The following is a 24,805-nucleotide window of genomic DNA, read 5'->3' on the forward strand; positions in this document are numbered from 1 at the left end:
GTAGACCTCGACATTCCAACGCACGACCGGCGGGAACACAAGAAAGACGACCTTGTTCAACCACGGCATCGCCGCAGTTGAACAAGGCCGGAGAGGTCACTCGCTGCGGAGTACCGAGGCGGTCGGCATCGCCGCCGCCCGGCCGGCGGGCGGCCACGCGCCCACGACGGCCAGCAGTGCGCCGGAGGCCGCCAGCGGCACCAGCAGCGGCCAGGAGTAGACGTCGATCCACGAGCGGGCCATCCCGCTGCCGAGCAGGCCGCCGGTGTAGCCGACCACCGCGTGGTGCGCCAGCACGCCGAGCGGCACGCCGACGACGCCCCCGGCGAGGCCGAGGGAGGCCATCGAGACCAGCATCATCAGCACGACCTGGCCCGGCGCCATCCCGATCGCCTTCAGCACGCCCAGGTCCCGGCTGCGCTCCCGGGTGCTGAGCACGACGCTGTTGACCACCCCGATCGCGGCGGCCACGCAGATGACCACGGAGAAGACCAGGAAGAGGGTGCTCAGCACGGCGCCGTTGCCCAGGTCGGGGGCGCTGATCCTGGCCCGCATCCCGGGCGGCATGACGGCGTTGGCCCGCGCGACGTAGGCGGCCGGGTCGAGGCTCGGGTCGACGATCACCGAGACCGCGGCCGACATGGAGAGCAGGCCGGGCTGGGGGAAGGTGGCGGCGTCGAGCATCAGCCGGTCGATGTCGGGGTGGGCGAACGAACCGACGATCCGGACCGTCGTCTCCGTGCCGCCCGCCGACAGGACGAGCTCGTCGCCGACGTCGAGCCCGTGGAGCCGGAGGAACCCCTCGGCGGGCACCACCTCGCCGGGAGCGGCGAACCACCGCCCGCGGACGAGGTTGTCACCCAGGAACGGGCCGTAGTCACCCAGATAGCCCTCGACGGTCATCTCCGACGGCAGGCCGGGGATCGTCGCGGTCAGGTTGCCCTGGCTCATCACGGCGGCGGTGCCGGGCAGCGACCGCGCGAACGCGGTCACCTCCTCCTGGCCGGGGCGGCTCTCCTCGGGCACGCCCGGGTCGACGCCGACCTTCACCGAGGTGTGCCCCTCGGTGTCGGCCAGCCCGATCCTCATCACCGTCTGGTGGAGGCCCAGGCCCATCGTCACCGCCGTCACCCCGAGGCAGAGCCCCGCGAGCGTGAGCGCGGTCCGGGCCGGCCGGGCGAACGGCAGGCTGAGCCCGAGCGCGACCGGCGCGGGCAACCGGGTGCGGGCCAGCCGGCGCTGGGGGCCGCGCCCCCGTCCGGCCCGCGAGACGGTCCCGGCGCTGATCGCCTGCACCGCCGGGAGCCGCCCGGCCCGCGACGCCGGGACCAGCGCGGCGAGCGCGACCAGGGCGAGCACGCCCGCCCCCGCCGCCACGGCCAGGAGGACGGAGATCCCCCCGGCCGAGGGAAGCTGGAAGCTCCCGGCCAGCCCGGCGGCGGTCCGCGCGGCGACGACCCCGCCCGCGACCACGCCCACCAGGCAGCCGGCCGCCGCCGGGACGGCCACCATCAGCACGTAGCCGGAGGTGACCTGGCCCGGGGTGAACCCGAGAGACTTCATCACGCCGATGTGCCGGAAGCCGGCGACCACCGCGCCGCTGACCACGTTGCCGACGATGAACACCGACACGGCCACGGCCAGCAACCCGAAGACCCCGACGAACGGGATCATCTCCTGGAACCGTTCCTGGAACGCCTGCCGGGTGGCGATGTAGGACTCGTTGCCCGTCATCGGCAGCCCGGCCGTCGCCTGGGCCAGGCTCCGCTGCACCTCGGGTGAGTCGGCGGCCCGCTGGAACCGGTACAGCATCTGGTACGCCTCGGGGGGGACGGCGTCGAACTGGGCGGGCGTCACCCATCCGCCGACCCCGCCGGTCGCCGAGGTGGCGAACCCGACGACGGTCAGCTCGGGCAGCCCGGACGAGCTCAGCACCGCCCCGAGCCCGAGCCCGGCCGACGGAGAGCCGCTGAGCACGACCTCCCCCGGCGCGCTCACCCAGCGTCCGGCGGTCACGCTCAGCCGGTCGACGGGACCGCCGGGGTCCGGCCGCCCCGCCACGACGAGGCTGAAGGCGCGGCCCGCCCCGCCGATCCCGGGGAACGTGGCGACCGGGAACGGCCCGGCCGCGGCCGTGACGCCCGGCGCGGCCGCCGTCGCGGCCAGCTGTCCGGCGCTCACCTCGGCCGGGTCGAAGCGCGCGGTGGCGTGGGCGCCCGCGGCCCGCTCGAACGCGTCGTCGAAGAGGGAACCGGCCCGGGTCACCAGGCCGAGGCCGAAGATGAGGGTGGTGGTGGCCAGGGCGACGACCAGGGCGATGCTGACCGTCTGGAGGCGGCGGCGGCGCACGCCCGCGCGCGCGACCGTCCAGACGGCGCTCAGCGGGCGTGCCACGACCGGCCCCTGTCGAGCTGGGTCTGGCCGACGATGCGGCCGTCCATGAAGTCGACCTGCCGGGTCGCGCACCGGGTGACCAGCCACTGGTCGTGGGTGACCAGGAGCAGGGTCTGGCCGGTGCGGTTGAGGTCGAGCAGCAGGTCCATGATCTGCTCGCCGGTCCGGCTGTCGACCGCGCCGGTCGGCTCGTCGGCCATGAGCAGGGCGGGCCGGTTCATCAGCGCGCGGGCCACGCCGACCCGCTGGCGTTCGCCGCCGCTCAGCGTCGCCGGGTAGGCGTCGCGCCGGTCGGCGATGCCGAGCCCGTCGAGCAGCTCCAGCGCCCGGGCGCGGGCGCCGCGCGCGGGCACGCCGACGAGCCGCGCCGCCAGCGCGACGTTCTCCAGCACCGGCAGGTCGTCGAGCAGGTTGAAGAACTGGAAGACGATCCCGATGTGGCGGCGGCGGAACCGCGCGAGCGCCGCCTCGCCCATGGCGGTCAGGTCCTCGCCGTTGACCACGACCGAGCCCGACGTGGGCCGGTCGAGGCCCGCCACCATGTTGAGCAGCGTCGACTTGCCGCTGCCCGACGGCCCAACGACCGCGACCGCCTCGCCGGGGGAGATCTCCAGAGTCACGTCGTGGAGGGCGGCGACGCCGCCGTAGACCTTGCGGACCGCGTCGAGCCGGATCACCGCTCCCTCGCCTTCGTTCATGCTCCCACCATGGTCGCCGGAAGGTTGCATCCGAGTGACCGTCCGCGTTAACCCTGTCCTTATCCGGCCCGCTCCCCCCACCGTGGAAAGAGGACTCATCATGCCGCTGGCCTGGGTCGCCTCCTATCCCAGATCGGGCAACACCTGGACGCGCATATTGCTGGCGAGTTACCTGAGGGACGCGGCCGTCAGTTTCAAGGTCGCCGAACTGGGCGTCCTCGACGAGGCGGTCACCGACCTGATCGACGTCTTCGAGCACGGCCGGGCCCTCCCCCTCGACCGGCCCGGCACCCTGGCGGTGAAGACCCACTTCCTGCCCGGCGCCGACGTCCACCGGCCCTACCGGGACGCGGTCGGCAAGGTGCTCTACCTGATTCGCGACCCGCGCGACGTGCTGCACAGCGCCGAACGGTTCCTGCGGGTCGGCCCCGGCCACCGCGAGGCGTTCGCCCATCACTTCGTCGCCCATCGGGGCGCGCGGGCGTGGGAGAAGGTCGGCTACGGCTCCTGGCCGGCCAGCGTCCTGGAGTGGACCTCGCCCGACCGGCTGCACCGCCACTTCCCCGGCGCCGAGATCAGCGTCGTCCGCTACGAGGACCTCAGGCGCGACCCCGTCGCGGTGCTGCGCGAGATGATCGTCTTCCTGGGGTTCGACGACGACCCCGACCCCGGGCGGGTCGAGCGGGCCGTCGCCAACTCGCGCCTCGACGTGCTGCGCGGCGTCGAGAAGAAGGACGACACGCGCGGCGCCCCGGCCGAGCCGTTCTTCGGCGACGGCCTGACCAGGCGCAGCCTCGCGGGCTACGGCTCCGGCGTCGAACAGGCCTACGCCCGCCTGCTCGACGGCGACGCCGAGTTCGCCGGCCTGGCCCGCGACCACGGATACGCCTCATGAGCCCGCTCGCCTGGATCACGTCGTGCCGCCAGTCGGGCTCGGCCACCGCCCACCTGCTGCTCGTCGGCTACCTGTTCGACGCGCCGCCGCACGAGGTCTCCCAGGAGGCGGCGCTGGCCGCGGCCCCCGACCTCTTCCAGCTCTGCAACTGGGGCCGGACGGTGCCGCTCGACGAGCGCCGCCCCCACGTGGTGCGCACCTACGCCCTGCCCGGCGAGCAGATCATCGCGCCCTACCGCGCGGTCACCGGCAAGGTCGTCTACGTGGTCCGCGACCCGCGGTCGCTGATCTCGGCCATCGTGCACGGCGGGCGGGTGAAGCCGGGCGACCGGGCCAGGACGGCCGTCGAACTGGTCGGCGCCCTCGGCGCGATCCCCGGCTTCGGCCCGTCGAGGGCCACGTGGGAGGACCACGTCGCCGAGTGGGCGACGCCCGAACGGGCCCGCGCCCACTTCCCCGGCCTGAGCGAGATCTGCGTGGTCCGCTACGAGGACCTGACGAACGACCCGGCTGCGGTCCTGCGCCGTCTCGTCGCCTTCCTCGGCACGATGGGGCCGGTCGACGACGACCGGATCGAGCGGACCCTGGCCGCCTGGACGCCCGACGCCGTCAGGGAGGCCCCGATCTCCTCGCCCCTCCCGGGCATCGAGGCGTTCCGGGACGCCCGTCCCCGGCCGGGGAAGGCGCCGGACGAGCCGCCGGCGCTGGCGGAGATCAGCCCCGACGCGGAGGAGGCCTACCGGCGGCGGCTCGCCCGCGACGCCGCGTTCGCGGCGCTGGTGAAGCGGTTCGGCTACCTGCCCCAAGGGGTCTAAACGGTCGCGAGCGCCTCGGTGGGGGTGAGGCGCGCCGCCCGTCTGGCCGGGTAGAGGCCGGCGACGGCGCCGATGGCCACCGAGGCGAGCGCGCCGCCCGCGATGGCCTGGACCGGCAGCTCCAGCGGCCAGCCCTTGAACGCGGCGTACCCGAAGCAGATGACCAGGCCGATGCCGACCCCGGCCGCACCGCCGAGCGCCGACAGCGTGACCGCCTCGGTGAAGAACTGCATGCGGATCTGCCCCCGGGTCGCCCCCAGCGAGCGGCGCAGGCCGATCTCCTGGCGGCGCTCCAGCACCGAGATCACCATGATGTTGGCGATGCCGACCCCGCCCGCCACCAGCGCCACCGCGCCCAGGCCGAAGAACAGGGCGTTGAAGGCGTTGTTGGCCGCGGCCTCGGCGGTCAGCGCGTCGGACGGGCGGCTGACCTTCACCTCTTCGGGGTGCGCCGGGTTGACCGTGTGGCTGAGCCGGTCGCGGACGTACTGCACGGACTCGTTGCTGGAGCGTTCGTACAGGGTGGTGGCGTAGCCGTCGAAGCCGAGCTGGCGGGCGTAGTCCCAGCCGATCAGCGCCGACCGGTCGATCTCGGGCGCGAGCTTCACCGCGTCGAGGATGCCGACCACCATGAACCAGCGCCCGGCGATGTAGACGTGGCCGCCCGCCTCGCCGATGCCGAGCCAGTTCGCCGCGCTGGCGCCGAGCACGACGGCCGGATAGCGGCCGGTGGCCTCGTTGAGGAACGTGCCCGACTTCACCGTGCCGCCCAGCGCGCCCAGCAGGTCGGTACGGGCGGCCTGCACCGCCACCCCGCTGGTGTTGGACGACGGGATCTTGTCGGTGCGCCGGACGGTGGCGTCGTCGATCAGGCCGACCGCCGTGACGCCCTCGACTCCGGGGATCCGGGCCACCATGCTCTCGGCCTCGGCGGGCAGCCGGGCCTCCTCGCCGAGCAGGGTGGTGCCGGCCTCGACGGTCAGCATGTTGGTGCCGAGCTGCCGGATCTCCTCCATGAGTCCGGCCATGCTGATCGTGCTGATGCCGACCAGGCCGACCATCGACGCGACGCCGATGGCGATGCCCAGCGCCGACAACACGGCCCGCGTCATCCGGCCGCGCAGCCCTTCGAGGCCGACCGCCACCAGGTCGCCGCCGCGCAGCCGGACCGGCTCGGGAAGAGTGATCATGCCGGGACCCCCGTCTCCACTCCGCGCACGTCGGCCTGGATCCGGCCGTCGCGCACCTCCAGCCGCCGCGGCAGGGCGGCGGCGACCTCCATGTCGTGGGTGATGACCACGATGGCGGTGCCGTCGCGGTTGAGCTCGGCCAGGAGTTCGAGCACCCCGGCGCCCGAGACCGAGTCGAGGTTGCCCGTGGGCTCGTCGGCCAGCAGCAGCGGCGGGTCGCTCACCACGGCCCGCGCGATGGCGACCCGCTGCTTCTCGCCGCCGGACATCTGGTTGGGCCGGTGGTCGAGACGGTGGCCGAGGCCGACCCGCTCCAGCGCCACGCGGGCCCGCTCGCGGCGGTGCCGCGGGGCGACGCCGTGGTAGAGCAGGCCGGTGGCGACGTTGTCGACGGCCGACAGGTAGGGGGTGAGGAAGAACTGCTGGAAGACGAACCCGATCCAGCGCGCCCGCACGGCCGCCAGCTGCCTGTCGGCGAGCGTGGCGACGTCGTGGCCCTGGATCAGGACCCGGCCGGTGGTCGGCCGGTCGAGCGTGCCCATCAGGTTGAGCAGGCTCGACTTGCCCGATCCGGACGGCCCGACGATCGCCGCCAGCTCCCCCGGCCCGATGGTGAGCGAGACGTCGCGGACCGCCTGCACCCCGCCGGGGTAGTTCTTGGTGACACGCTCCACCTCGATGACCGGTGTCGGGCTCATGTGCGGGCCACCTCGACGTTCATCCCCGGCTCCAGGTCGCCCTTGACCTCGACCTTGTCGCCGTCGAAGATGCCGAGCTCGACCGGGACCGAGCGGACCGCCCCCGAGGCGTCCCTGACGTTCACCGAGTAGGCGCCCTCGCCCGAGGCGAGCAGGGCGTTGACCGGCACGACCAGCACGTCTTCGTGGACGGTGCTGGAGAAGCCGACCGTGGCGGGGGCGCTGTCGAGACGCCCGGCGCTGCTCGCCTTGTCGAGCGTGACGGACACCGGGATCGTCGCGTTCTCGGTGCCCTCGCCGGTCTGCGACTTGGCGTTGGTGGCGCCCGCGGTGGCGACGGTCCCGATCGAGGTGATGCGGCCCGTGGTGGCCTTGCCGCCGGGCAGCGTGACCCTGACCTCGGCGCCCTTCTCGGCCAGCCCCTGGTCGTTGACCGGCAGGTCGACGGTGACCGTGCGGCCCAGGCCGCTCGCGGTCAGGACGGTGCCGCCGGCGTCGCCGCCCAGCAGGCCCTTCACGTCGGTGACCCGGATCGCGCCGGGCTGCACCACCGCCGTGTCGAGCGTGAAGACGCCGGTCTCCGGCAGGTTCACGTCGTCCTGCCAGGCCATGACCGCCTGGGCGGTGGCCCAGGTGAAGGTGCGGTCGACGGTGACGTACTTCCCGTAGCCGAGCGCTTCGAGGTTGCGCTCCAGCTGGAGCACGTCGCGGCCGGTGCGGCCCTGCTGGAGGTCCCGCCAGAACGGCGTCGCGCCGTAGAACAGCGGGACGGTCACCCCGTCCTTGCCGTAGACGCGGTCGCCGCGCCTGATCACGTCCCCGGCCTCGGGCAACCAGGTGATGCGGCCCTTGGCGCCCAGGACGGTGTAGGTCCCGGCGTAGCCGAGCGTGCCGTCGACCTCCCGCACGTTGACCATGTCGGTGCGCTCCACCGCGACCGTCGGCAGCGTCGAGACGACCGCGGGCGGGGGTTCGGCGCGGTTCTGCAGCGCGTAGACGGCGGCGGCCGCGCCGACCACCAGCACGACGGCTCCACCCATGAGCACGCGCCGGCGGCCCCTGCGGTTCCGCGACGGGGCCTCCCCGGGTGGCACCGGGGCCGTCCGCGCCGCCGATGCCCCGATCTCGGAATCCAGCATCATCGGCTCCCTCCGTTTAGACGAACTCCTGCCATCCGAACTCTGGCCTCCGGGCGGTTTCCGCCCGGTGACCGCAAGCGTTAACCACCGCCTTATGCGCGCGGCGGGGAGACGCGAAGCCCCCGCGCGGGCGTGCCGCGCGGGGGCCGGAACGGGCCGTCAGACCTTGTCGAAGAATTCCACGATCGCCTGGTTGACCTGGTCGGGCCGCTCCAGGTGGCCGAGGTGCCCGGCGCCGGGGATCTCGACCAGGTCGCAGTCGGGGATGAGGTCGGCCACCTCGGCGCCGAAGTGGGGCGGCGTGACGACGTCGTCGGCGAAGGCGATGACCCGGCAGGGCGCCGTGATCCGCCCCAGCACCGCGCGGCGGTCCTGGTCGGTGTCGATCCACTCCTGGCCGGAGGCGCCCGGCCCGCCGCCGCTCAGCTCGAAGACCTCCAGCCACGACGCCACGGCGTGGTCGTCGTTCAGCGTGCGGGGGGAGAGCATGGTGAGCACCGAGTGGAGCGCCCGGTACTCCGGCGGCAGCGCCACTCCGTCGCGCCGGAGGCTCAGCTCGGCCGCCGTCTGGGCCCGGCGCAGCATGTCCGACCGGGCCCGGGTGGCCATGAGCACGGCCGAGTGGACGAGATGGGGCGCCCCGGCGGCCAGTTCCTGCGCCACCATGGCGCCCAGCGACGTGCCGACGATCCGGCACGGCGCCAGGCCGAGCGCCTCGATCAGCCCCCGCGTGTCGGCAACCATGTCGGCCAGGGTGTAGCGGCCGGGCGGGGCGTCCGACGGCGGGATGCCGCGGTTGTCGAAGGTGACGGTGGCGTAGCCCGCCGCCCGCAGGGCGGGGGTCTGGTGCATGTCCCACTGGGTGCTGGACGCGCCGGACCCCATGACGAGCAGGACGGTGTCGCCCTGTCCCGACCGCTGGAACGACAGCCGGATCCCGTTGGCACGGACGAAGGGCATGCTCTCCTACCAGGTCCACTCACGGATGTTGAGCAGGTGCTCGGCGGCCACGTCGTGCTCCTTGCACCAGGTCATGAACTCCTCGATCTGCTTGATCTGGTAGGTGTCGGGCGTGTACGTGGTCGCCATGACGTGGCCCTGCCAGCTCTCCTCCCCCATGGCGTAGACATAGGCCTCGCGGGAGCCGAGTTCGGTCATGATGGCCGCGGCCTGTTCGGCGTTGGAGCCCGACAGCTTGCGCGAGTCGCTCATCTTCTTGGTCACCGGCCGGGTCAGCAGGCCCTGGTAGAGCCAGGTCAGCGGGGCGCCGTCGCACTCCATGCCGAGGAAGGCGATGTCGACCTCGCCCAGGTGGGAGCGGATGTACCGGTAGAGCGGCGGGGCGATGCCCGAGGAGTCGGCGCCGATGAACACCGACTTTCCGGCGAGCTGGACCATGTAGGTCGACTTGGCTCGGATGTCGAGGTCGGAGTGTTCGCCGAGGAACGGCGTCGCGACGACCTTGGCCCCGCCGGGCAGCGGGATCTCGTCGAAGTCGTCGACCTCGATCACGGTGAAGCCCATCGACCGCAGGTAGAGGCCGATCGAGGGGTCGCACAGGTTGCCCCGCGACGAGCGCGGCACGACGACCGCACCGGTGCGCGAGCGTAGCTGGAGCAGCGTCTCCAGGACGATGTGGTCCTGGTGACCATGGGTGATCAGCACCAGGTCGATGCGGTCGGGCAGGTCGTCGAGGGTGTAGCGGTCGCCATGGCGGTTGTCGGCGCTGATGAACGGGTCGGCGACGACGGCCGCCTCGGGCGTCTGGAGCACCAGGCAGGCGTGGCCGTAGTAGCGGATGCGGCCGCCGCCCTCGATGTGGCGATCGGGCGACAGGCGGGGCTCGGTTTCGAGCAGGCCGCGCATCAGGGCGGCCTGGGCGTCGTCGAGGTCGAACAGCTCGCGCAGGCGGGCCAGGGTGGTGCCCTCGATCCGGGCGCGGAACAGCTCGTCGAGTCCCGGGTGGTCGAACGCGATCGGCAGCTCCAGCACGCCGGGCATCGGCAGGCGCGGGGTGCTGAGGATGAACGGCCGCTCGACGCCGTCCTCCAGCGACAGCTGCACCGACTGGCGGCGGCGGTCGAAGGCCGGGCTGTGGTAGAGCAGCGGCTCCATGACGTGGAGCGAGGCCTGGTTGCTCGTGTCGTAGGCGAGCTCGACCAGTCCGTGGAGCGACGGGTGGAGCTTCGGGTAGAGCGGGGTCAGGTCGAAGCCGGTCGCGTTCTGCCGCAGCAGTTCGTCGGCGTCCTGGATCGCGGCGGCGAAGGTGAGCATGTCGGCCCGGTCGCGCTTGATCGAGTCGAGCAGGTCGCCGATCTCGGTGGCCCGCGACTCCTCGACGTTGACGAAGTAGCCGCCCCGGAGGGCGGGGTTGGTGCTGGCGGCTATGTGCACCTGCGGGGAGTGGAGATAGGACTCCAGCAGTGGCACCTGCACGTTCGCCAGGTTCATCGCCGCCTGGGCCGGCGCCACGATGTGCATCCAGGCGTAGAACCGGTCGACCAGCGGTTCGATGATCGCGTTCGAGCGGAGATAGAGACGCTCGCTGCTGTCGGGCATTCTGACCTCTCCCATTCTGGAATAAGCGATAACGCATCACGGCGCCGGGCGGCGCGTCAACGCCGGGTGTTCAACCGTCGCACGGCCGCGGTTGAACACCGATGCCGAAATCTTGAACGGCCTCGCGGCGCGTGCGATGGTGGGCCCCACTGCGACGCGAATAGCGCATCGCCTTTTTCGCCGACAAGTGAGGACGGTCCGGTGCCGAATCCGTTCGAAGATCCCGACGCGAGTTATCTGGTCCTGGTGAACGACGAGAACCAGCATTCCCTCTGGCCGGTTTTCATCGACGTGCCCGACGGCTGGACCACCGTTTTCGGGGAGGCGTCGCGGGACGAGTGTCTCGAATACATCGAGAAGTCGTGGACCGACATGAGGCCGAAGAGCCTCATCGAGTCGATGAAACAGAAATAGCGACCGAGCCCGTTGTTCCCGGCCGGCGGCCATCTGGCCGCCGGCTTTTCTTCTTTTCCCGGCAGCGAAGGGACGACCGCGATGAACGGCGACTGGCGCCCCCACGAGATCACCGTCGAGGAGACGGGCACGCCCGATCTGGTCGGGTGGCTCGACGACCTCGGCCCCGAGAAGCTCGCCACCCTGCTCACCGAACGCCGGGGCCTGGTCTTCCGCGGCTTCGGCGTGACCCCCGGCTCGGTCGGCGCGGTGTTCGACCGGCTGGTGCCCGACCGGCTCGCGTACGTGCACGGGAACTCCCCGCGCACGCGCGTCGGCGGGAACGTCTACACCTCGACCGAGTATCCGCGGCAGTACACGATCTCCATGCACAACGAGCTCAGCTACGCCCACCGCTGGCCCACCCGGCTGGCGTTCTACTGCGAGAAGGCGGCCGAGCGCGGCGGCGCGACCCCGGTCGTCGACGGGGAGCGGTGGCTGGCCTCGCTGGACCCGCAGGTCAGGGAGGCGTTCGCGGGCGGGGTCCGATACGTGCAGAACCTCCACGACGGGTTCGGCTTCGGCAAGAGCTGGCAGGACACGTTCGAGACGGCCGACCGGGGCCTGGTCGAGGACTTCCTCCGCGAGTCGGGGGCCGAGTGGGAGTGGGGGCCCGACGGGCTGCGGGTGGTGCAGCTCCGCCCGGCGACCACGCGTCACCCGGTGACGGGCGCCGAGGTCTGGTTCAACCAGGCCGACCAGTGGCACCCGGCCGGCCTCGGCGACGAGACCTCGGCGGAGCTGTACGACATCCTCCCGCCGGAGGAGTTCCCTCAGTACGTGACCTTCGCCGACGGCACGCCGGTGCCGGACGCCCACGTCGAGCAGATCCAGGAGCGCGGGCTGGCCGCCGCCGTGGACGTCGACTGGCGTGATGGCGACGTGCTGCTCATCGACAACGTGCTGCTGGCGCACGGGCGGCGGCCGTTCGAGGGCACCCGCCGGGTGCTGGTGGCGATGTCGGGGGTCCCGGCCTAGACGGTCCGGGAGCCCGAGCCGTCGTCGACGCCGAAGGCCTGGGCGCGCAGCCGTTCCTCGGCGGTGTGCTCGATCCGGGACATCGCCGTGCGGAGGATCGGCGGGGCCATCAGCGAGGTCGCGATCGCCACCAGCACGATGATCGTGTACATCTCGGGCCCGAGCACGCCGAGCCGCAGACCCACCATCGCGATGATCACCTCGATGACGCCGCGGGCGTTCATGCCGGCGCCGAGCGCGAGCCCCTCCCAGTGGCTCAGCCTGCTGAGCCGGGCGCCCAGATAGGCGCCGGCGAACTTGCCCGCGACGGCGACGGCGAGCACCCCGAGCCCGGTGAGCAGCACGACCGGGTCGGCGAGCGCGGTGAGGTCCATCCGCAGCCCGGCGGTGGCGAAGAAGACCGGCGCCAGCACCGCGGCCACCATGGTCTGGAGCGGGGCGATGCGCTCCCGGTCGAGCGCGTCCGACCGGGAGATCACGATGCCGGCCACGAACGCGCCGAACACCGCCTCCAGGCCCATCGCGTGGGTGGCGGCGGCCGCCAGCAGCGTCATCAGCACGACGACGGTGACGAGCGTCCCGCTCCCCGGCGACCGCTGCGCGGCCCGCAGCAGGGCGGCGACGGGACGGCGGGCCAGCCCGGCGCCGAGCAGGACCACCACCAGCCAGACGGCCGGCAGCACGACGTCGCCCGCGCCCACGCCGGTCGTGGCCAGGGCCGCGACCACCGACAGCAGCATCCAGCCGACGATGTCGTCGACCATGACCGCGCAGAGGATGAGCTGGCCCACGTTGCGGTGCAGCAGCTTCATGTCCATCAGCGTCCGGGCGATCACCGGGATCGCGCTGACCCCCATCGCGACCCCCATGAACAGCGCGAACGTGAGCCGTTCCGCGGTGTCGGGGACGAGCGAGCCGGGCAGCGCCAGGCCGAGCCCCACCCCCGCCGCCAGCGGGACCGCGATCCCGGTCACCGAGATCCGCAGCGCGTCGCCGCCGCGCCGCCGCACCAGCGCGAAGTCCATGTGCACGCCGGTCAGCGCGATGAGCAGCAGCACGCCGAACTGGCCGACGGCGTCCAGCATGTACTGCTGGCCGGGGTCGTGCGGCAGCAGCCACTCGCTGACGGCCGGGGCGACGTGCAGCAGCACCGAGGGCCCGACGAGCACGCCGGCGCACAGTTCGCCGACCAGGGGCGGCAGCCCGACCCGCCGGGCGAGGCGGCCCAGCGCGAACGCGAGCAGCAGGAGGCCGCCGACCTGGAGGAGGAATAGCAGAAGCTGATGGGCGGGAATTGGCGGTATCGGCGCCGTCGGCATGGTCACCATTCCGTGGAAAAGGGCCGCGCATTTGGCGGACGAAGGAAGTGGAGAGCATTATCTTCATCGGCGATTGCCCAAATTCGGAAGGCGGCCGTGAATGAGCAGCTTAAATCACGAGGAATTCGATGTCGTCGTCGTGGGCGGCGGCCCCGGCGGTTCGACCCTGGCCACGCTCGTGGCAATGGCCGGGCATCGGGTGCTGATCCTCGAGAAGGAGTCGTTCCCGCGTTACCAGATCGGTGAGTCCCTGCTACCGTCGACGGTGCACGGCGTCTGCCGTCTCATCGGCGTCACCGACGAGCTGGCGAAGGCCGGATTCACTCACAAGCTCGGCGGCACATTCCGCTGGGGCGTACGCGACGAACCCTGGACTTTCTCGTTCTCCGTCTCCAGGAAAACCGCGGGCAGCACCTCCTACGCCTATCAGGTCGAGCGCATGAAGTTCGACCAGATCCTGCTCGACAACGCGCGGAGGAAGGGCGTCGAAGTCCGGGAGCGCTGCGCGGTGACCGACGTGACCGAGGACGACGGGAAGGTCGTCGGCGTCGCCTACACCGACGCCGACGGGACCGTCCGTCAGGTCGGCGCCCGCTACGTCGTGGACGCCTCGGGCAACACCGGCCGCCTCCACCGCCACGTCGGGGGCACCCGCGAGTACTCCGACTTCTTCCGCAGCCTGGCGCTGTTCGGCTACTTCGAGAACGGCAAGCGCCTGCCCGCCCCGCGGTCGGGCAACATCCTGTCGGTGGCGTTCGGCAGCGGCTGGTTCTGGTACATCCCGCTGAGCGACACGCTGACCAGCGTGGGCGCGGTCGTGCGCCGCGAGGACGCCGACAAGATCCAGGGCGACCCCGAGACCGCGCTGATGAAGCTCGTCGCCGAGTCGCCGCTGATCAGCGAGTACCTGAAGGACGCCACCCGGGTCACCACCGGCGAGTACGGCAAGCTGCGGGTCCGTAAGGACTACTCCTACTCGAACACCAAGTTCTGGAAGCCGGGCATGGTGCTCATCGGCGACGCGGCCTGCTTCGTCGACCCGGTCTTCTCCTCGGGCGTCCACCTGGCCACCTACAGCGCCCTGCTGGCGGCCCGCTCGATCAACAGCGTGCTGGCGGGCGAGGTCGGCGAGGCGCCGGCCTTCACCGAGTTCGAGAACCGCTACCGCCGCGAGTACAGCGTCTTCTACGAGTTCCTGATGTCGTTCTACGACATGCACGTCGACGAGGACTCCTACTTCTGGCAGGCGAAGAAGGTCACCTCCAGCACGCGCGGCGAGCTGGAGTCGTTCGTCGAGCTGGTCGCCGGGATCACGGCCGAGGAGTTCGACCTGAGCGACGCCGAGTCGGTGGCGCTGCGGTTCAAGAAGGGGTCGGCCGAGTTCGCCGAGGCGGTCGGCGAGTTGTCCGGCCGCGAGGAGGGCGCCGACATGAAGCCGCTGTTCAAGTCGTCGGTCGTGCGCCAGGCGATGGAGCAGGGCACGCAGGAGCAGACCCGGGCCATGCTCGGCGTGGGCGCCGACGCGCCGATGTTCCCCGGAGGGCTGGTGCCCTCGGACGACGGCCTGCGCTGGGCCGTCCCCGACACCGACTGACCCGGCCCGGCCGGATAAGGAGAGGGTTAACGTTGGCGGTCACCGTGCCGAAACCCCCCGTTCGCGATCCTCTAGGCATGAGGAGACTGATGCTCGCGGCGGCGGTCCTGGCCGTTTCCACGATCGGGCTCGCCGGCTGCGGAGACGAGCTCACCGGACGGTCGATGTCCCAGGCCGACCGCGACAAGATGGTGAAGTACGCCGAGTGCATGAAGGAGTACGGCGTCCAGGTGCCCGTGCCCGACCCCAACGGCGGACCGGCGATCGGCGGCGGCCAGACCGCCGACCCGAACGACCCGAAGGAACTCGCGGCCCGCGCGGCGTGTGAGCGGTTCGCCCCGCCCCTCGTCGCCGACCAGGCGCCGCCCGCCGGGGTGGTGGAACACGCGCTGAAGATGGCGGCGTGCCTGCGCGAGCAGGGTATTGCCGCGAAGGATCCCAAGCCGGGCGAGAACAACCTCACCCTTGAGGAGGGTGCCGCGGAGTCGCCCGACAAGCTGCGGGCCGCCTACGCCGCCTGCACCCAGAAGTATCCCGCCCCCGAGGCCTGACCAGCAGACGGAAGCCCGTCCCCCGATCGTGGGGGACGGGCTTTCGCGCGTCAGCGGGCGGGCTGGCGCATCGGCCGCAGCCGGGGCCGTTCGTCGGCCCGGTCGCCGGTCGCCAGCCACGCCGCGAGGGCGGCGGGGGTCGGCCGGTCGAACAGCTCCTGGATCGGGATCTCCTCGCCGAGCGTCACCCTGACCCGGCTGACCAGGCGAGTGGCCAGCAGCGAGTGGCCGCCGAGGACGAAGAAGTCGTCGTCGACGCCGACCGACGGCAGGCCCAGGATCTCCGCGAACGCGGCACACAGCGCCTCCTCGCGGGCGCCCGACGGGCGGGGGCCGGTGTCGGCCGTGACCCGTTCGGGCTCCGGCAGGGCGGCCCGGTCGAGCTTGCCGTTGCCGGTGAGGGGGAGGTGGTCCACCAGGACGACGGCGGCGGGCACCATGTGCCGGGGCAGGTTCTCGGCGGTGAAGTCCCGCAGGCCGCGCACGAGCCCGGGGTCGGCGCCGGCGGGCACCACGTACGCGACCAGGGACAGGTCCCCGGCCGGGTCGGGGCGGGCGACGACGGCCGCCTGCGCCACGGCGGGGTGGGCGGCGAGCACGGCCCGCACCTCGCCGGGCTCGACCCGGTGGCCGCGGATCTTGACCTGGTCGTCGGCCCGGCCCCGGTGCTCCAGCACTCCCCCGGTGGTCCAGCGGGCGCGGTCGCCGGTGCGGTAGACGCGGCCGCCCGACCCGAACGGGCTGGCCACGAAGCGTTCGGCGGTCAGGCCCGGCCGTCCGGCATAGCCGCGGGCGAGCTGCGCGCCGGCGACGTAGAGTTCGCCCTCGACGCCGGCCGGGACGGGACGCAGCGCGTCGTCGAGGACGTAGGCGGTCGTGTTGGGCACGGGGGTGCCGATCGGGACGGCGCCGTCGGCGGCGAGGCGGCCGGTGACGACTCCGATCGTGGTCTCGGTCGGGCCGTAGTGGTTGTGGACCGGCAGGTCCCCGGCCGCCTCCACCAGGCGCCGGGCCCAGCCGGGCTCGGCCGCCTCGCCGCCCAGGACGAGCGAGCTCTGCGGCAGCAGCCACGTCAGGTCGCCCGCCGCGCCGAGTGCGGCCAGGTGGGAGGGCACCATCTTCACGTGGTCGACCCGGTGGCGGGCCAGGTAGCCCGCGACCGCCACGGGGTCGGTGACGGTGCCGGGGTCCACGACGTGCAGCACCCCGCCCGTGGTCAGCGCCGCGAGGACCAGCGTGTTGCCCAGGTCGGTGACGAGCGGCTGGAGCAGCGCGTAGCGGGCGCCCTCGGCGCCCAGGCCCAGCCGGGGCGGCACGTGGGCGGCGTAGTTCGCCAGGTTGCCGTGGGTGACGGCGACACCCTTCGGGCGGCCGGTCGAGCCGGAGGTGTAGATCACGTAGGCCAGCCCTCCGAGGTCCGGGGCCAGGCCCAGCGGGGTGGCGGGCTGGGCGGCCACGGCGGGGTCGTCGACCGCGACCAGGCGGACCCGGCGGGTGACCGGCATCTCGTCGAGGACGTCGGCCGACCCCACGAGCACCACGGCCCGGCTGTCGGCGAGCACGGCGGCGGTCCGGGACACCGGGTGGGCCGGGTCGAGCGGCACGTAGGCGCCGCCCGCCTTCCACACGGCCAGCATCGCGGCGATCATGTCGAGGCCGCGCGGCAGGCACAGGCCCACCACCGACTCGGGGCCGACCCCGAGGGAGCGCAGGTGGCGGGCCAACCGGTTGGCGCGCTCGTCCAGGTCGCCGTAGCTCACCTGGTCGGGACCGCAGACGACGGCGACGGCGCCGGGGGTGCGGGCCGCCTGCGCCGCGAACGCCTCCGGCACGGTCGGCACGGGCCCGGCCGCGGCGGTCTGGTTCCAGTCGCCGACCACCCTTCGCCGCTCCTCGGGGTCGAGCACGTCCACGGAGAGGAACGGCGTGGCGGGGTCGGCGGCCAGCGCGCCGGTCAGGTTCTGGAGGCAGGTGCGCAGCAGGGCGTGGACGCGGGCCGGATCGGCCGGGGCGCGTGCGTCGACGGTCACCACGAAGTCGGCGCCGGTGTCGCGCACGATCAGCGTCACCGGATAGTTGGTGCGCTCGGTGGTGGCGCGGACGGTGACGCCGTCGAGGACGGGGACCGACTCCTTGATGAGCTGTTCGTGCTGGTAGTTGAGGATCGAGGTGAACAGCGGGCCGCCCGAGGCGATCCCGGCCGCCTTCTGGGCCAGCGCGAGCGGCGCGTGCTCGTGGTCGAGCAGGTCGGCCAGGCCGCTCCGGACCTCCGCCAGCGCCTCGGCCACGGTCCGGCCGCCGGCCCTGACCCGCAGCGGCAGCGTGTTGAGGAACAGGCCGGGCACCCGGTCGGCGCCCGCGCCGCCGTTGAGACGGCCGGTGAGCACGGTGCCGAACACGACGTCGTCGCGTCCCGCGAGGGTCGCCAGCACGCGCGCCCACGCCAGGTGGAAGACGGTCGCCGGGCTCGTGCCGAGACTTCTGGCGGCGGCCCGCACCCGGTCGGCCAGGGCGCCGTCGACCGGGCCGCCCGCCCGCGACAGGCCGCCGCCGTCGCCGCGCACGTCGACCAGCCCGTAGGGGGCGGTGGTCTCGGTGACGTCGCCGAGAAGGGCGGCGAAGTGGCGCTCGTGCTCGGCGGCGGGCGTCCCGAGCCGGGCCTGGGCGACCAGGTTGCGGAACGGCAGCGGCTCGGGCAGCGCGTCGCCCCGCCCTGCGAGGAAGGCGCGCACCTCGTCGAGCAGCAGGCCGACGGTGGTGTGGTCGCCCACCATGTGATGGATGCGCAGCAGGGCCCGCACCGGCCCCTCCCCGCCGGCCCGCACGCGCACGTGCATGAGCGGGGCCCGGTCGAGCGGCAGCCGCTCGGCCCGGCCGAGTTCGCCGGCGACCTCCTCGATCGGGATGACCGCCCGCCGCCAGACCACCTGGACCGGCTCGCGCAGCCCTTCGGAGACCACGGCGGTCCGGTAGACGTCGTGGCGGTCGACCACACGTTGCAGCGCGCCGAAGAAGGCGTCGAGCCGGTCCCGGGTGTCGAACTCCAGCACCACCGAACGGAGGTAGACGTCGGCGTCGTCGGTGAGGTGATGGAAGAGCATGCCCTCCTGGAGCGGGACGAGCGGGTAGACGTCCTGGACGTTGGCCGCGCCGCCGTCCACGGTGGCGACGACCCGGGCGATCTCATCCGGGTCGAGGTCGACGAGGGTGAGCATGCCGGGGGTGATCTCGCGAGCGCCCTCGGGGATGCGGTTGGGCGGCACCTCGACCGGTTCCGGCCCGGCGACCGCGGCGAGCTCGGCCGGGGTCGGGGTCAGGAACAGGGCGCGTACGGACACCGAGACACCGCGCACCCGCAGGTCCTCGACCAGGGTGACGGCCGTCAGGGAGTTGCCGCCCAGGGTGAAGAAGTCGTCGTCGGGCCCGACGGCGTCGAGGCGGAGCACCCGGGCGAAGGCGGCGCAGAGGATCTCCTCCTGCACGGTCGCCGGGCCCCGCCCCCCGCCCGGCCCGGTCGCGTGGCCGGGCGCGGGCAGCGCGGCGCGGTCGAGCTTCCCGTTGCCGGTCAGCGGCAGTTCGTCCAGCACGACGACGGCCGACGGGACCATGTGGGCGGGCAGGCGCGCGGACAGGTGGTCTCTGACCCTGTCGGCCAGGCCGTCGGGCTCGCCGCGTTCGCCCGGGGCGACGTAGGCGACCAGACGGGTCTCCCCCGGCGGGTCGTGGCGGGCGACGACGGCCGCCTGGCCGAGCTCGGGGTGGGTGGCGAGCGCGGCCTGCACCTCGGCGGGCTCGACCCGGTGGCCGCGGATCTTCACCTGGTCGTCGGCCCGGCCCGCGAAGGTCAGGCGTCCGTCGGCGCCCCAGCGGGCCCGGTCGCCGGTGCGGTACATGCGACCGGCGGGGGCGTACGGGCAGGCGACGAACCGTTCGGCGGTCAGGCCGGGCCGGTTCACGTAGCCCCGGGCCAGCCCCTCGCCCGCGACGTACAGTTCGCCGGTGACGCCGACGGGGACCGGGCGCAGGCGGTCGTCCAGGACGTAGACGCGCGCGCCGCCGATCGGGGAACCTATCGGGACCCGGCCCGCCGCCACGTCGTGGGAGGTGAGCCGGGTGGTCGTGACGCCGATCGTGGTCTCGGTCGGGCCGTAGTGGTTGTGCACCTCGCGGTCGCCCGCCTGGGCCAGCAGCCCGGCCACCCAGCCGGGCGCGGCCGCCTCGCCGCCGAGCACCAGCGTGCGGGCCGGGATCGCCGAGAGGGCGGCCAGGTGCGACGGCACCGCCTTGAGGTGGTCGATCCGGTGGTCGGCCAGGTAGCGGCGGACCTCGGCCGGGTCGAGCACGCTGTCGGGGTCGAGCACGTGCACCTCGCCCCCGGTGACCAGCGCGCCGAACAGCGTCGTGTTGCCCAGGTCGGTGACCTGCGGCTGGAGGAGGGCGTAGCGGTCGCCGGGGGCGGACCAGCCGAGCCGGTCGGGGACGGTCGCGAAGTAGGCCGCGAGCGCGCCGTGGGTGACGGCCACGCCCTTGGGCCTGCCGGTCGAGCCCGAGGTGTAGATGACGTACGCCAGCCCGCGCGGCTCCACCCCGGGGAAGGGCGCCGTGTCCGGTTCCGGCACGAGCAGGTCCTCCGCCGCGACGATCCGCGTGCGCCCCGCCGGGAGGTCGCTGATGTCCTTGCGCGGCGCGACGAGCAGCACGGCGCGGCTGTCGCGGAGCTGGAAGGCGACCCGGTCGACCGGCTGCCGCACGTCGAGGGGCAGGTAGGCCGCCCCGGCCCGCCACACGCCCAGGATGGCCGCGATCATGCCGGGTCCGGGCGGCAGGCCGAGCGCGACCACCGACTCGGCCCCGATCCCCCACTCGGTCAGACGGCGGGCCATGCCCTCGGCTCGGGCGGCCAGGGCGGCGTACGAGACGCGCTCGGCGCCGGAGACGACCGCGACGGCCTCCGGGGTCCGCGCGGCCCGGTCCCAGAACCGCTCGGGCACGCTCGCCGGGCCGGCGGGCAACGGGGTGTCGTTCCAGGTGACGAGGGTGCGCTCGCGCTCGGCGGCGTCGAGCGGATCGACCTCGCTCAGCCGGACGCCCGGCGTGGCGGTCACCGTGTCGAGCACCCGGAGGAACCGCTCGGTCAGCGACCGCGCCGTGGCGGGGTCGAACAGGTCGGCCGACGCGGTCACCGCGCCGGTCAGCCCAGCCGGGCGCGACCGCTCGTCGAAGGTCTCCGCCACCATGACGTCGAGGTCGAACTTCACCCCCGGTCGTGCTCCCGGCACCGTCTCCACGGCGATCCCGGGCAGGTCGAGCCGCACGTCACCGGCGTCCTGCATGGTGAGGACGACCTGGAAGAGCGGGTTGCGGGCGGCCGACCGGACCGGGGCGAGCTCCTCGACGAGCCGCTCGAACGGCACGTCCTGGTGGGCGAAGGCGCCCAGCGTCACCTCGCGCACGCGGGCCAGCACGTCGGTGAACGCCGGGTCGCCGCTCAGGTCGGTCCGGATCACCAGCGTGTTCACGAAGCACCCGACGAGGTCGTCGAGCGCGTCGTCGGCGCGGCCCGCCACGGCCGACCCGATCGGGACGTCCTCCCCGGCCCCCGATCGCGACAGCGCCACGGCCAGAGCGGCGTGCAGGACCATGAACGTGGTCACGCCCTCGGCGCGGGCCAGCCGGGCGATCCGCGCGTGCACCTCGGCGGGCACGTCGAGCGGCACGTCGTGGCCGCGGTGCCCGGCCACCTCGCCGCGCGGGCGGTCGACGGGCAGCGGCAGCTCCTCGGGCGCGCCCGCCAGCGCGTCGCGCCAGTGGGCGACCTGCTCGGCCAGCAGCCGTTCGCCGAGCAGGTCGTGCTGCCACAGGGTGTAGTCGGCGTACTGGACCTTGAGCGGGCGCCAGCGCGGCGCCCGTCCGAGGGCCCTGGCGGCGTAGGCCTCCGAGAGGTCCCGGGCGAGCGGGCCCATGGACCAGCCGTCGCCGGTGATGTGGTGCACCAGCACGACCAGCACGTGCTCCTGGGAGCCGACGCCGAACAACCACGTCCGCATCGCGGGCTCGGCCGACAGGTCGAAGGCGTAGGAGGCGGCCCGGGCGACGGCCTCGGCGACCCCGTCGGCCTCGACGCGCTCGAAGAGCGGTTCCCAGCGGGCGTCGGCCACGTCGAGCACCCGCTGCCACGGGTGGCCGTCCTCGACGGGGAAGACGGTCCGCAGGCTCTCGTGCCGGTCGACCACGTCGCGGAAGGCCAGGCGGAGGGCGTCGCGGTCGAGCTCGCCGGTCAGGCGGAGCACGATCGGCGCGTTGTACGTCGTCCCGCGCCCCTCCAGCCGTTCCAGGAACCAGAGCCGCCGCTGCGAGAAGGACAGCGGCAGCCGTTCGGGGCGCTCGCGGACGGCGAGCGGCGGCCGGGCGGGCGCGGCGGACGCGCCCAGCCGGGCGGCGAGCCCGGCCGGGGTGGGGGCGGCGAACAGGTCGCGGATCTCCAGGTGGACCCCGAACGCGGCGCGGACCCGCGAGATGACCCGGGTGGCCAGCAGCGAGTGGCCGCCGAGCTCGAAGAAGCCGTCGTCGGGACCGACCGGTTCGACGCCGAGCACCTCGGCGAAGACGCCGCAGAGCAGCTCCTCCTCCAGGGTCGCCGCCCGCCCCGGCCCGGCGCCGCGCACCGGCGCCGGCAGCGCGGCCCGGTCGACCTTGCCGCTGCGGGTCAGCGGGAACTCGGGCAGCACGACCACCACCGCGGGCACCATGTGCGCGGGCAGCCGCTCGGCCACGAACGCCCTCGGGTCGCCGGGGTCGTCACCGGTCACGTACGCGACCAGCTGCCGGTCGCCCGACTCGGCCTCCCTGGCGACCACCACGGCCTGGTCGACGCCGGGGTGGGCGGTCAGCGCCGCCTCGATCTCCCCCGGTTCGATCCGCAGGCCGCGGATCTTCAGCTGGTCGTCGGCCCGGCCCGCGAAGACCAGACCCGTCTCCGGGGTCCACCTGACCAGGTCGCCGGTCCGGTACATGCGCTCGCCGCCGGGCGCGGCGACGAACCGTTCGGCGGTCGGCCCGGGGGCCGCCAGGTAGCCGCGGGCCAGGCTGGTCCCGGCCACGTAGAGTTCGCCGGTCACCCCGGCCGCGACCGGTTCGAGGAAGTCGTCCAGGACGCGGAGGCGCGAACCGGCGACGGGGGTGCCGATGCGGGGCACGCCGCCCGCGGCCAGCGGCGCCGACATGGTGGCGCAGACGGTCGTCTCGGTCGGGCCGTACGCGTTGACGAGTTCCCGGCCGGGCGCCCACCGCGACAGCAGGTCGGGGGTGAGCGCCTCCCCGGCCGACACCAGCGTGCGCACGCCGGGCAGGTCGCCGGGGTCGAGCGCGGCCAGCACGGCCGGGGGCAGCGTCGCGTGGGTGACGGCGTGGCGGTCGAGGACCTCTTCGAGGCCGCGTCCGGGCAGCAGTTCGTCGGCGGGGGCCACCACGAGCGCCGCGCCGGTGCAGAGCGCCATCAGCGTCTCCCAGGTCGCCGCGTCGAAGCCGATCGAGGCGAACTGGAGCACCCGCGCTCCGGGGCCGGCGCCGAGCCGGGCGGCCTGGGTGGCGACCAGCCCGGCGACCCCGGTGTGCGACAGCGCCACGCCCTTGGGACGGCCGGTCGAGCCGGAGGTGAAGATCACGTACGCCAGGCCGGTCAGCTCGGCCGTGACGTCCGGCCGGTCCGCCGGGCGGGCCGCGATGGCCGCCGCCGTGGCCGGGTCGTCGAGGGCGATCGGGAGCACGCCGCGTACCGGCAGGTCGTCGAGGACGGCCGACTCGGTCAGCAGCACGACCGCGCCGCTGTCGGCGAGCATGCGCGCGGTGCGCTCCAGCGGCTGCCGGGGATCGATCGGCAGGTACGCCGCCCCCGCCTTCACCACCGCGAGCAGCGAGGTGACCAGGTCGGCGCCCCGGTTCATGACGACCGCCACGACCGACTCCCGGCGCACTCCGGAGGCCGACAGGTGGTGGGCGAGCCGGTTGGCGCGGGCGTCGAGGTCGGCGTAGGAGAGCGTGCCCGCGTCGGAGACGACCGCGGGGGCGTCCGGGGCGCGGTCGACCTGGGCGTGGAACAGCTCCGGCGCCGTCGCCCCCGGCACCGGGCGGGCCTCCTCCAGGGCGACCGCTCCCCCGTGGAGGCGGACGCGGCCGATCCGCTCCTCCGGCGCCGCGGCGCACAACCAGGTCAGCACCCGCACGAACCGGTCGAGGACGCGGTCGGGCGTGCCGGGCCCGAAGCGGCGGTCGTTGAGGTCGGCGCTGATCTCCAGACCGGCGCCGGGACCGCGGTCGTACACGTTGATCTGCTGGTTCCTGACCGGGCCGATGGTGTGGTTGCGGACCCTCGGCACGCTCGGGCCGAAGGCCGGGTAGTCGTAGCCGAGCATGTTGACGTTCAGGTCGAACAGCGCGGCGTGGCCGAGGTCCCTGGCCAGGTCCTCGTGGCGGTAGCGCTGGTGCCGCACCCCGGCCTTGATCGCCTCTCCGGTCCGCTGCACGAGTTCGGCCACCGTCAGGCCCGGTGCGAGGGCCAGCCGGAGCGGCATCACGTTCGTGGTGACCCCCGGGACCAGCCGCTCCTCCCGCCCGGCCCGGCCGAGCACGGGCAGCCCGAGCACGACGTCGCGGGCGCCGGTGTCCCGATGGTGGTAGAGGGCGGCGGCGGCCATGACCAGCCCGGCGAGGCTGGTCCTCAGCCGCCGGGCCGCGTCCCTGAGCCGCCCGGCCCTTTCGGAGTCGAGGTCGGTCGTGGCGCGCAGGCGGGTGCCGGGATGCGGCCGGTCGTCGGCGGGCCGCTCCTCGGCCCCGGCCAGGACGTCGAGCCAGAACCGCCGGTCGAGCGCCTGCTCGGGCGAGTCGCGGTAGGCCCGGTCGGCGGCGGCCAGCGCCGCCGCGGGCAGGGTGGGGAAGTCGGGCGGCTCCGCGCCGGCCAGCAGCGCGGTGTACGTCTCGGCGACCCGCCCGACCACGGCGGCGACCCCATGGCCGTCGAGGATGAGGTGATGCGGCCGGTGGTGCCAGATCACCCGGCCGTCGCCGAGGTCGAACACGGCGCAGCCGTACAGGGGGCCGTCCGCCAGGTCGACGGGGCGCTCGAGGTCGGCCCGCATCCACGCCGCCGCCGCCGCGAACGGGTCGGGCTCCCCCGACAGGTCGGCGACGTGGACCGGGATTCCGGCCGCGGGGTCGACCCGCTGGCGGGGTATCCCGTCGGCCACGTCGAACCGGAGCCGGTAGGCGTCGGTGCGGTCCATGACGTGGCGCAGCGCGGCCGCCAGCAGCCCGGCGTCCAGGCCGGCGAACTCCAGATATTCGCCGACATTGTAAAGTCCCGCGTCCCCCGCGACCTCCTGGGCGTACCAGAGACCTAATTGGGCGGACGTCAATTCCTGCGGCTCGGCGGTCATCGGCCCTCAGCTCTCTGCGCCGGCCGAGCGAAAATCGGCACGGCCCGTCCCGGGTCAAAAGAAAATATGCCGTACCCTATGGGCCGCCATC

Annotated in this window: 15 protein-coding genes; 6 read left to right on the plus strand and 9 right to left on the minus strand. The window is 73.7% G+C overall.

The genetic code is table 11. The annotated features are described in order from the left end of the window. Positions 1-96: 96 nt before the first annotated feature. Together AW274_RS00705 and AW274_RS00710 are read right to left on the minus strand one after the other, a co-directional pair. On the minus strand, positions 97-2,394 hold the full coding sequence (locus tag AW274_RS00705; RefSeq protein WP_062428310.1) for an ABC transporter permease: 2,298 nt from the start codon (positions 2,392-2,394) through the stop codon (positions 97-99). Then, complete coding sequence (locus tag AW274_RS00710) at positions 2,379-3,092, minus strand: ABC transporter ATP-binding protein (protein WP_198168961.1); 714 nt, start codon at positions 3,090-3,092, stop codon at positions 2,379-2,381. The genes AW274_RS00705 and AW274_RS00710 overlap by 16 nt, the downstream gene beginning before the upstream one ends. Before the next feature lie 100 nt (positions 3,093-3,192). On the opposite strand from AW274_RS00710, the gene AW274_RS00715 reads away from it, so the two are divergent. After that, a complete protein-coding gene (locus tag AW274_RS00715; RefSeq protein WP_062428312.1) occupies positions 3,193-3,987 on the plus strand; it encodes a sulfotransferase domain-containing protein in 795 nt (264 codons plus the stop codon). After that, the gene (locus AW274_RS00720; protein WP_062428313.1) at positions 3,984-4,802 is read left to right on the plus strand and encodes a sulfotransferase domain-containing protein; all 819 of its coding nucleotides are present in this window, start codon (positions 3,984-3,986) and stop codon (positions 4,800-4,802) included. The genes AW274_RS00715 and AW274_RS00720 overlap by 4 nt, the downstream gene beginning before the upstream one ends. Here AW274_RS00720 and AW274_RS00725 read toward each other — a convergent pair. The 5 genes from AW274_RS00725 to AW274_RS00745 form a co-directional block, all read right to left on the minus strand. Further along, the gene (locus AW274_RS00725; protein WP_062428314.1) at positions 4,799-5,992 is read right to left on the minus strand and encodes an ABC transporter permease; all 1,194 of its coding nucleotides are present in this window, start codon (positions 5,990-5,992) and stop codon (positions 4,799-4,801) included. The genes AW274_RS00720 and AW274_RS00725 overlap by 4 nt on opposite strands. Beyond that, positions 5,989-6,690 carry an ABC transporter ATP-binding protein gene (locus AW274_RS00730; RefSeq protein ID WP_062428315.1) on the minus strand — a complete coding sequence of 234 codons (702 nt, stop codon included), beginning with the start codon at positions 6,688-6,690 and terminating at the stop codon, positions 5,989-5,991. The genes AW274_RS00725 and AW274_RS00730 overlap by 4 nt, the downstream gene beginning before the upstream one ends. Beyond that, entirely contained in the window at positions 6,687-7,829 is a 1,143-nt protein-coding gene (locus AW274_RS00735) for a peptidoglycan-binding protein (protein WP_198168962.1), read from the minus strand. Before AW274_RS00735 ends, AW274_RS00730 begins: the two co-directional genes overlap by 4 nt. Positions 7,830-7,988: 159 nt before the next feature. After that, on the minus strand, positions 7,989-8,789 hold the full coding sequence (locus AW274_RS00740; protein WP_062428320.1) for an alpha/beta fold hydrolase: 801 nt from the start codon (positions 8,787-8,789) through the stop codon (positions 7,989-7,991). 6 nt (positions 8,790-8,795) lie between these two features. Then, positions 8,796-10,388 (minus strand): MBL fold metallo-hydrolase, encoded by a 1,593-nt coding sequence (locus AW274_RS00745; RefSeq protein WP_062430059.1) that lies wholly within the window; start codon positions 10,386-10,388, stop codon positions 8,796-8,798. Positions 10,389-10,589: 201 nt separating this feature from the next. On the opposite strand from AW274_RS00745, the gene AW274_RS00750 reads away from it, so the two are divergent. Next, positions 10,590-10,802, plus strand: coding sequence for an MbtH family protein (locus AW274_RS00750; protein WP_030455519.1), 213 nt, complete (start codon positions 10,590-10,592; stop codon positions 10,800-10,802). 81 nt (positions 10,803-10,883) lie between these two features. Further along, positions 10,884-11,819 carry a TauD/TfdA family dioxygenase gene (locus AW274_RS00755; RefSeq protein WP_062428322.1) on the plus strand — a complete coding sequence of 312 codons (936 nt, stop codon included), beginning with the start codon at positions 10,884-10,886 and terminating at the stop codon, positions 11,817-11,819. Here the strand turns inward: AW274_RS00755 and AW274_RS00760 are convergent. Next, entirely contained in the window at positions 11,816-13,138 is a 1,323-nt protein-coding gene (locus tag AW274_RS00760) for a cation:proton antiporter (RefSeq protein WP_232319922.1), read from the minus strand. The genes AW274_RS00755 and AW274_RS00760 overlap by 4 nt on opposite strands. 100 nt (positions 13,139-13,238) lie before the next feature. Here AW274_RS00760 and AW274_RS00765 point away from each other — a divergent pair, with 100 nt between their 5' ends. Together AW274_RS00765 and AW274_RS00770 are read left to right on the plus strand one after the other, a co-directional pair. After that, positions 13,239-14,732, plus strand: coding sequence for a tryptophan 7-halogenase (locus tag AW274_RS00765; RefSeq protein ID WP_062428326.1), 1,494 nt, complete (start codon positions 13,239-13,241; stop codon positions 14,730-14,732). Between the two features lie 77 nt (positions 14,733-14,809). Continuing rightward, on the plus strand, positions 14,810-15,283 hold the full coding sequence (locus AW274_RS00770) for a hypothetical protein (RefSeq protein WP_157519693.1): 474 nt from the start codon (positions 14,810-14,812) through the stop codon (positions 15,281-15,283). 50 nt (positions 15,284-15,333) lie between these two features. On the opposite strand, the gene AW274_RS00775 is transcribed toward AW274_RS00770, so the two are convergent. Further along, positions 15,334-24,714 carry a non-ribosomal peptide synthetase gene (locus AW274_RS00775; protein WP_062428330.1) on the minus strand — a complete coding sequence of 3,127 codons (9,381 nt, stop codon included), beginning with the start codon at positions 24,712-24,714 and terminating at the stop codon, positions 15,334-15,336. Positions 24,715-24,805 lie beyond the last annotated feature (91 nt).

The sequence above is a fragment of the Herbidospora daliensis genome, from assembly GCF_001570585.1.
GTDB lineage: Bacteria > Actinomycetota > Actinomycetes > Streptosporangiales > Streptosporangiaceae > Herbidospora > Herbidospora daliensis.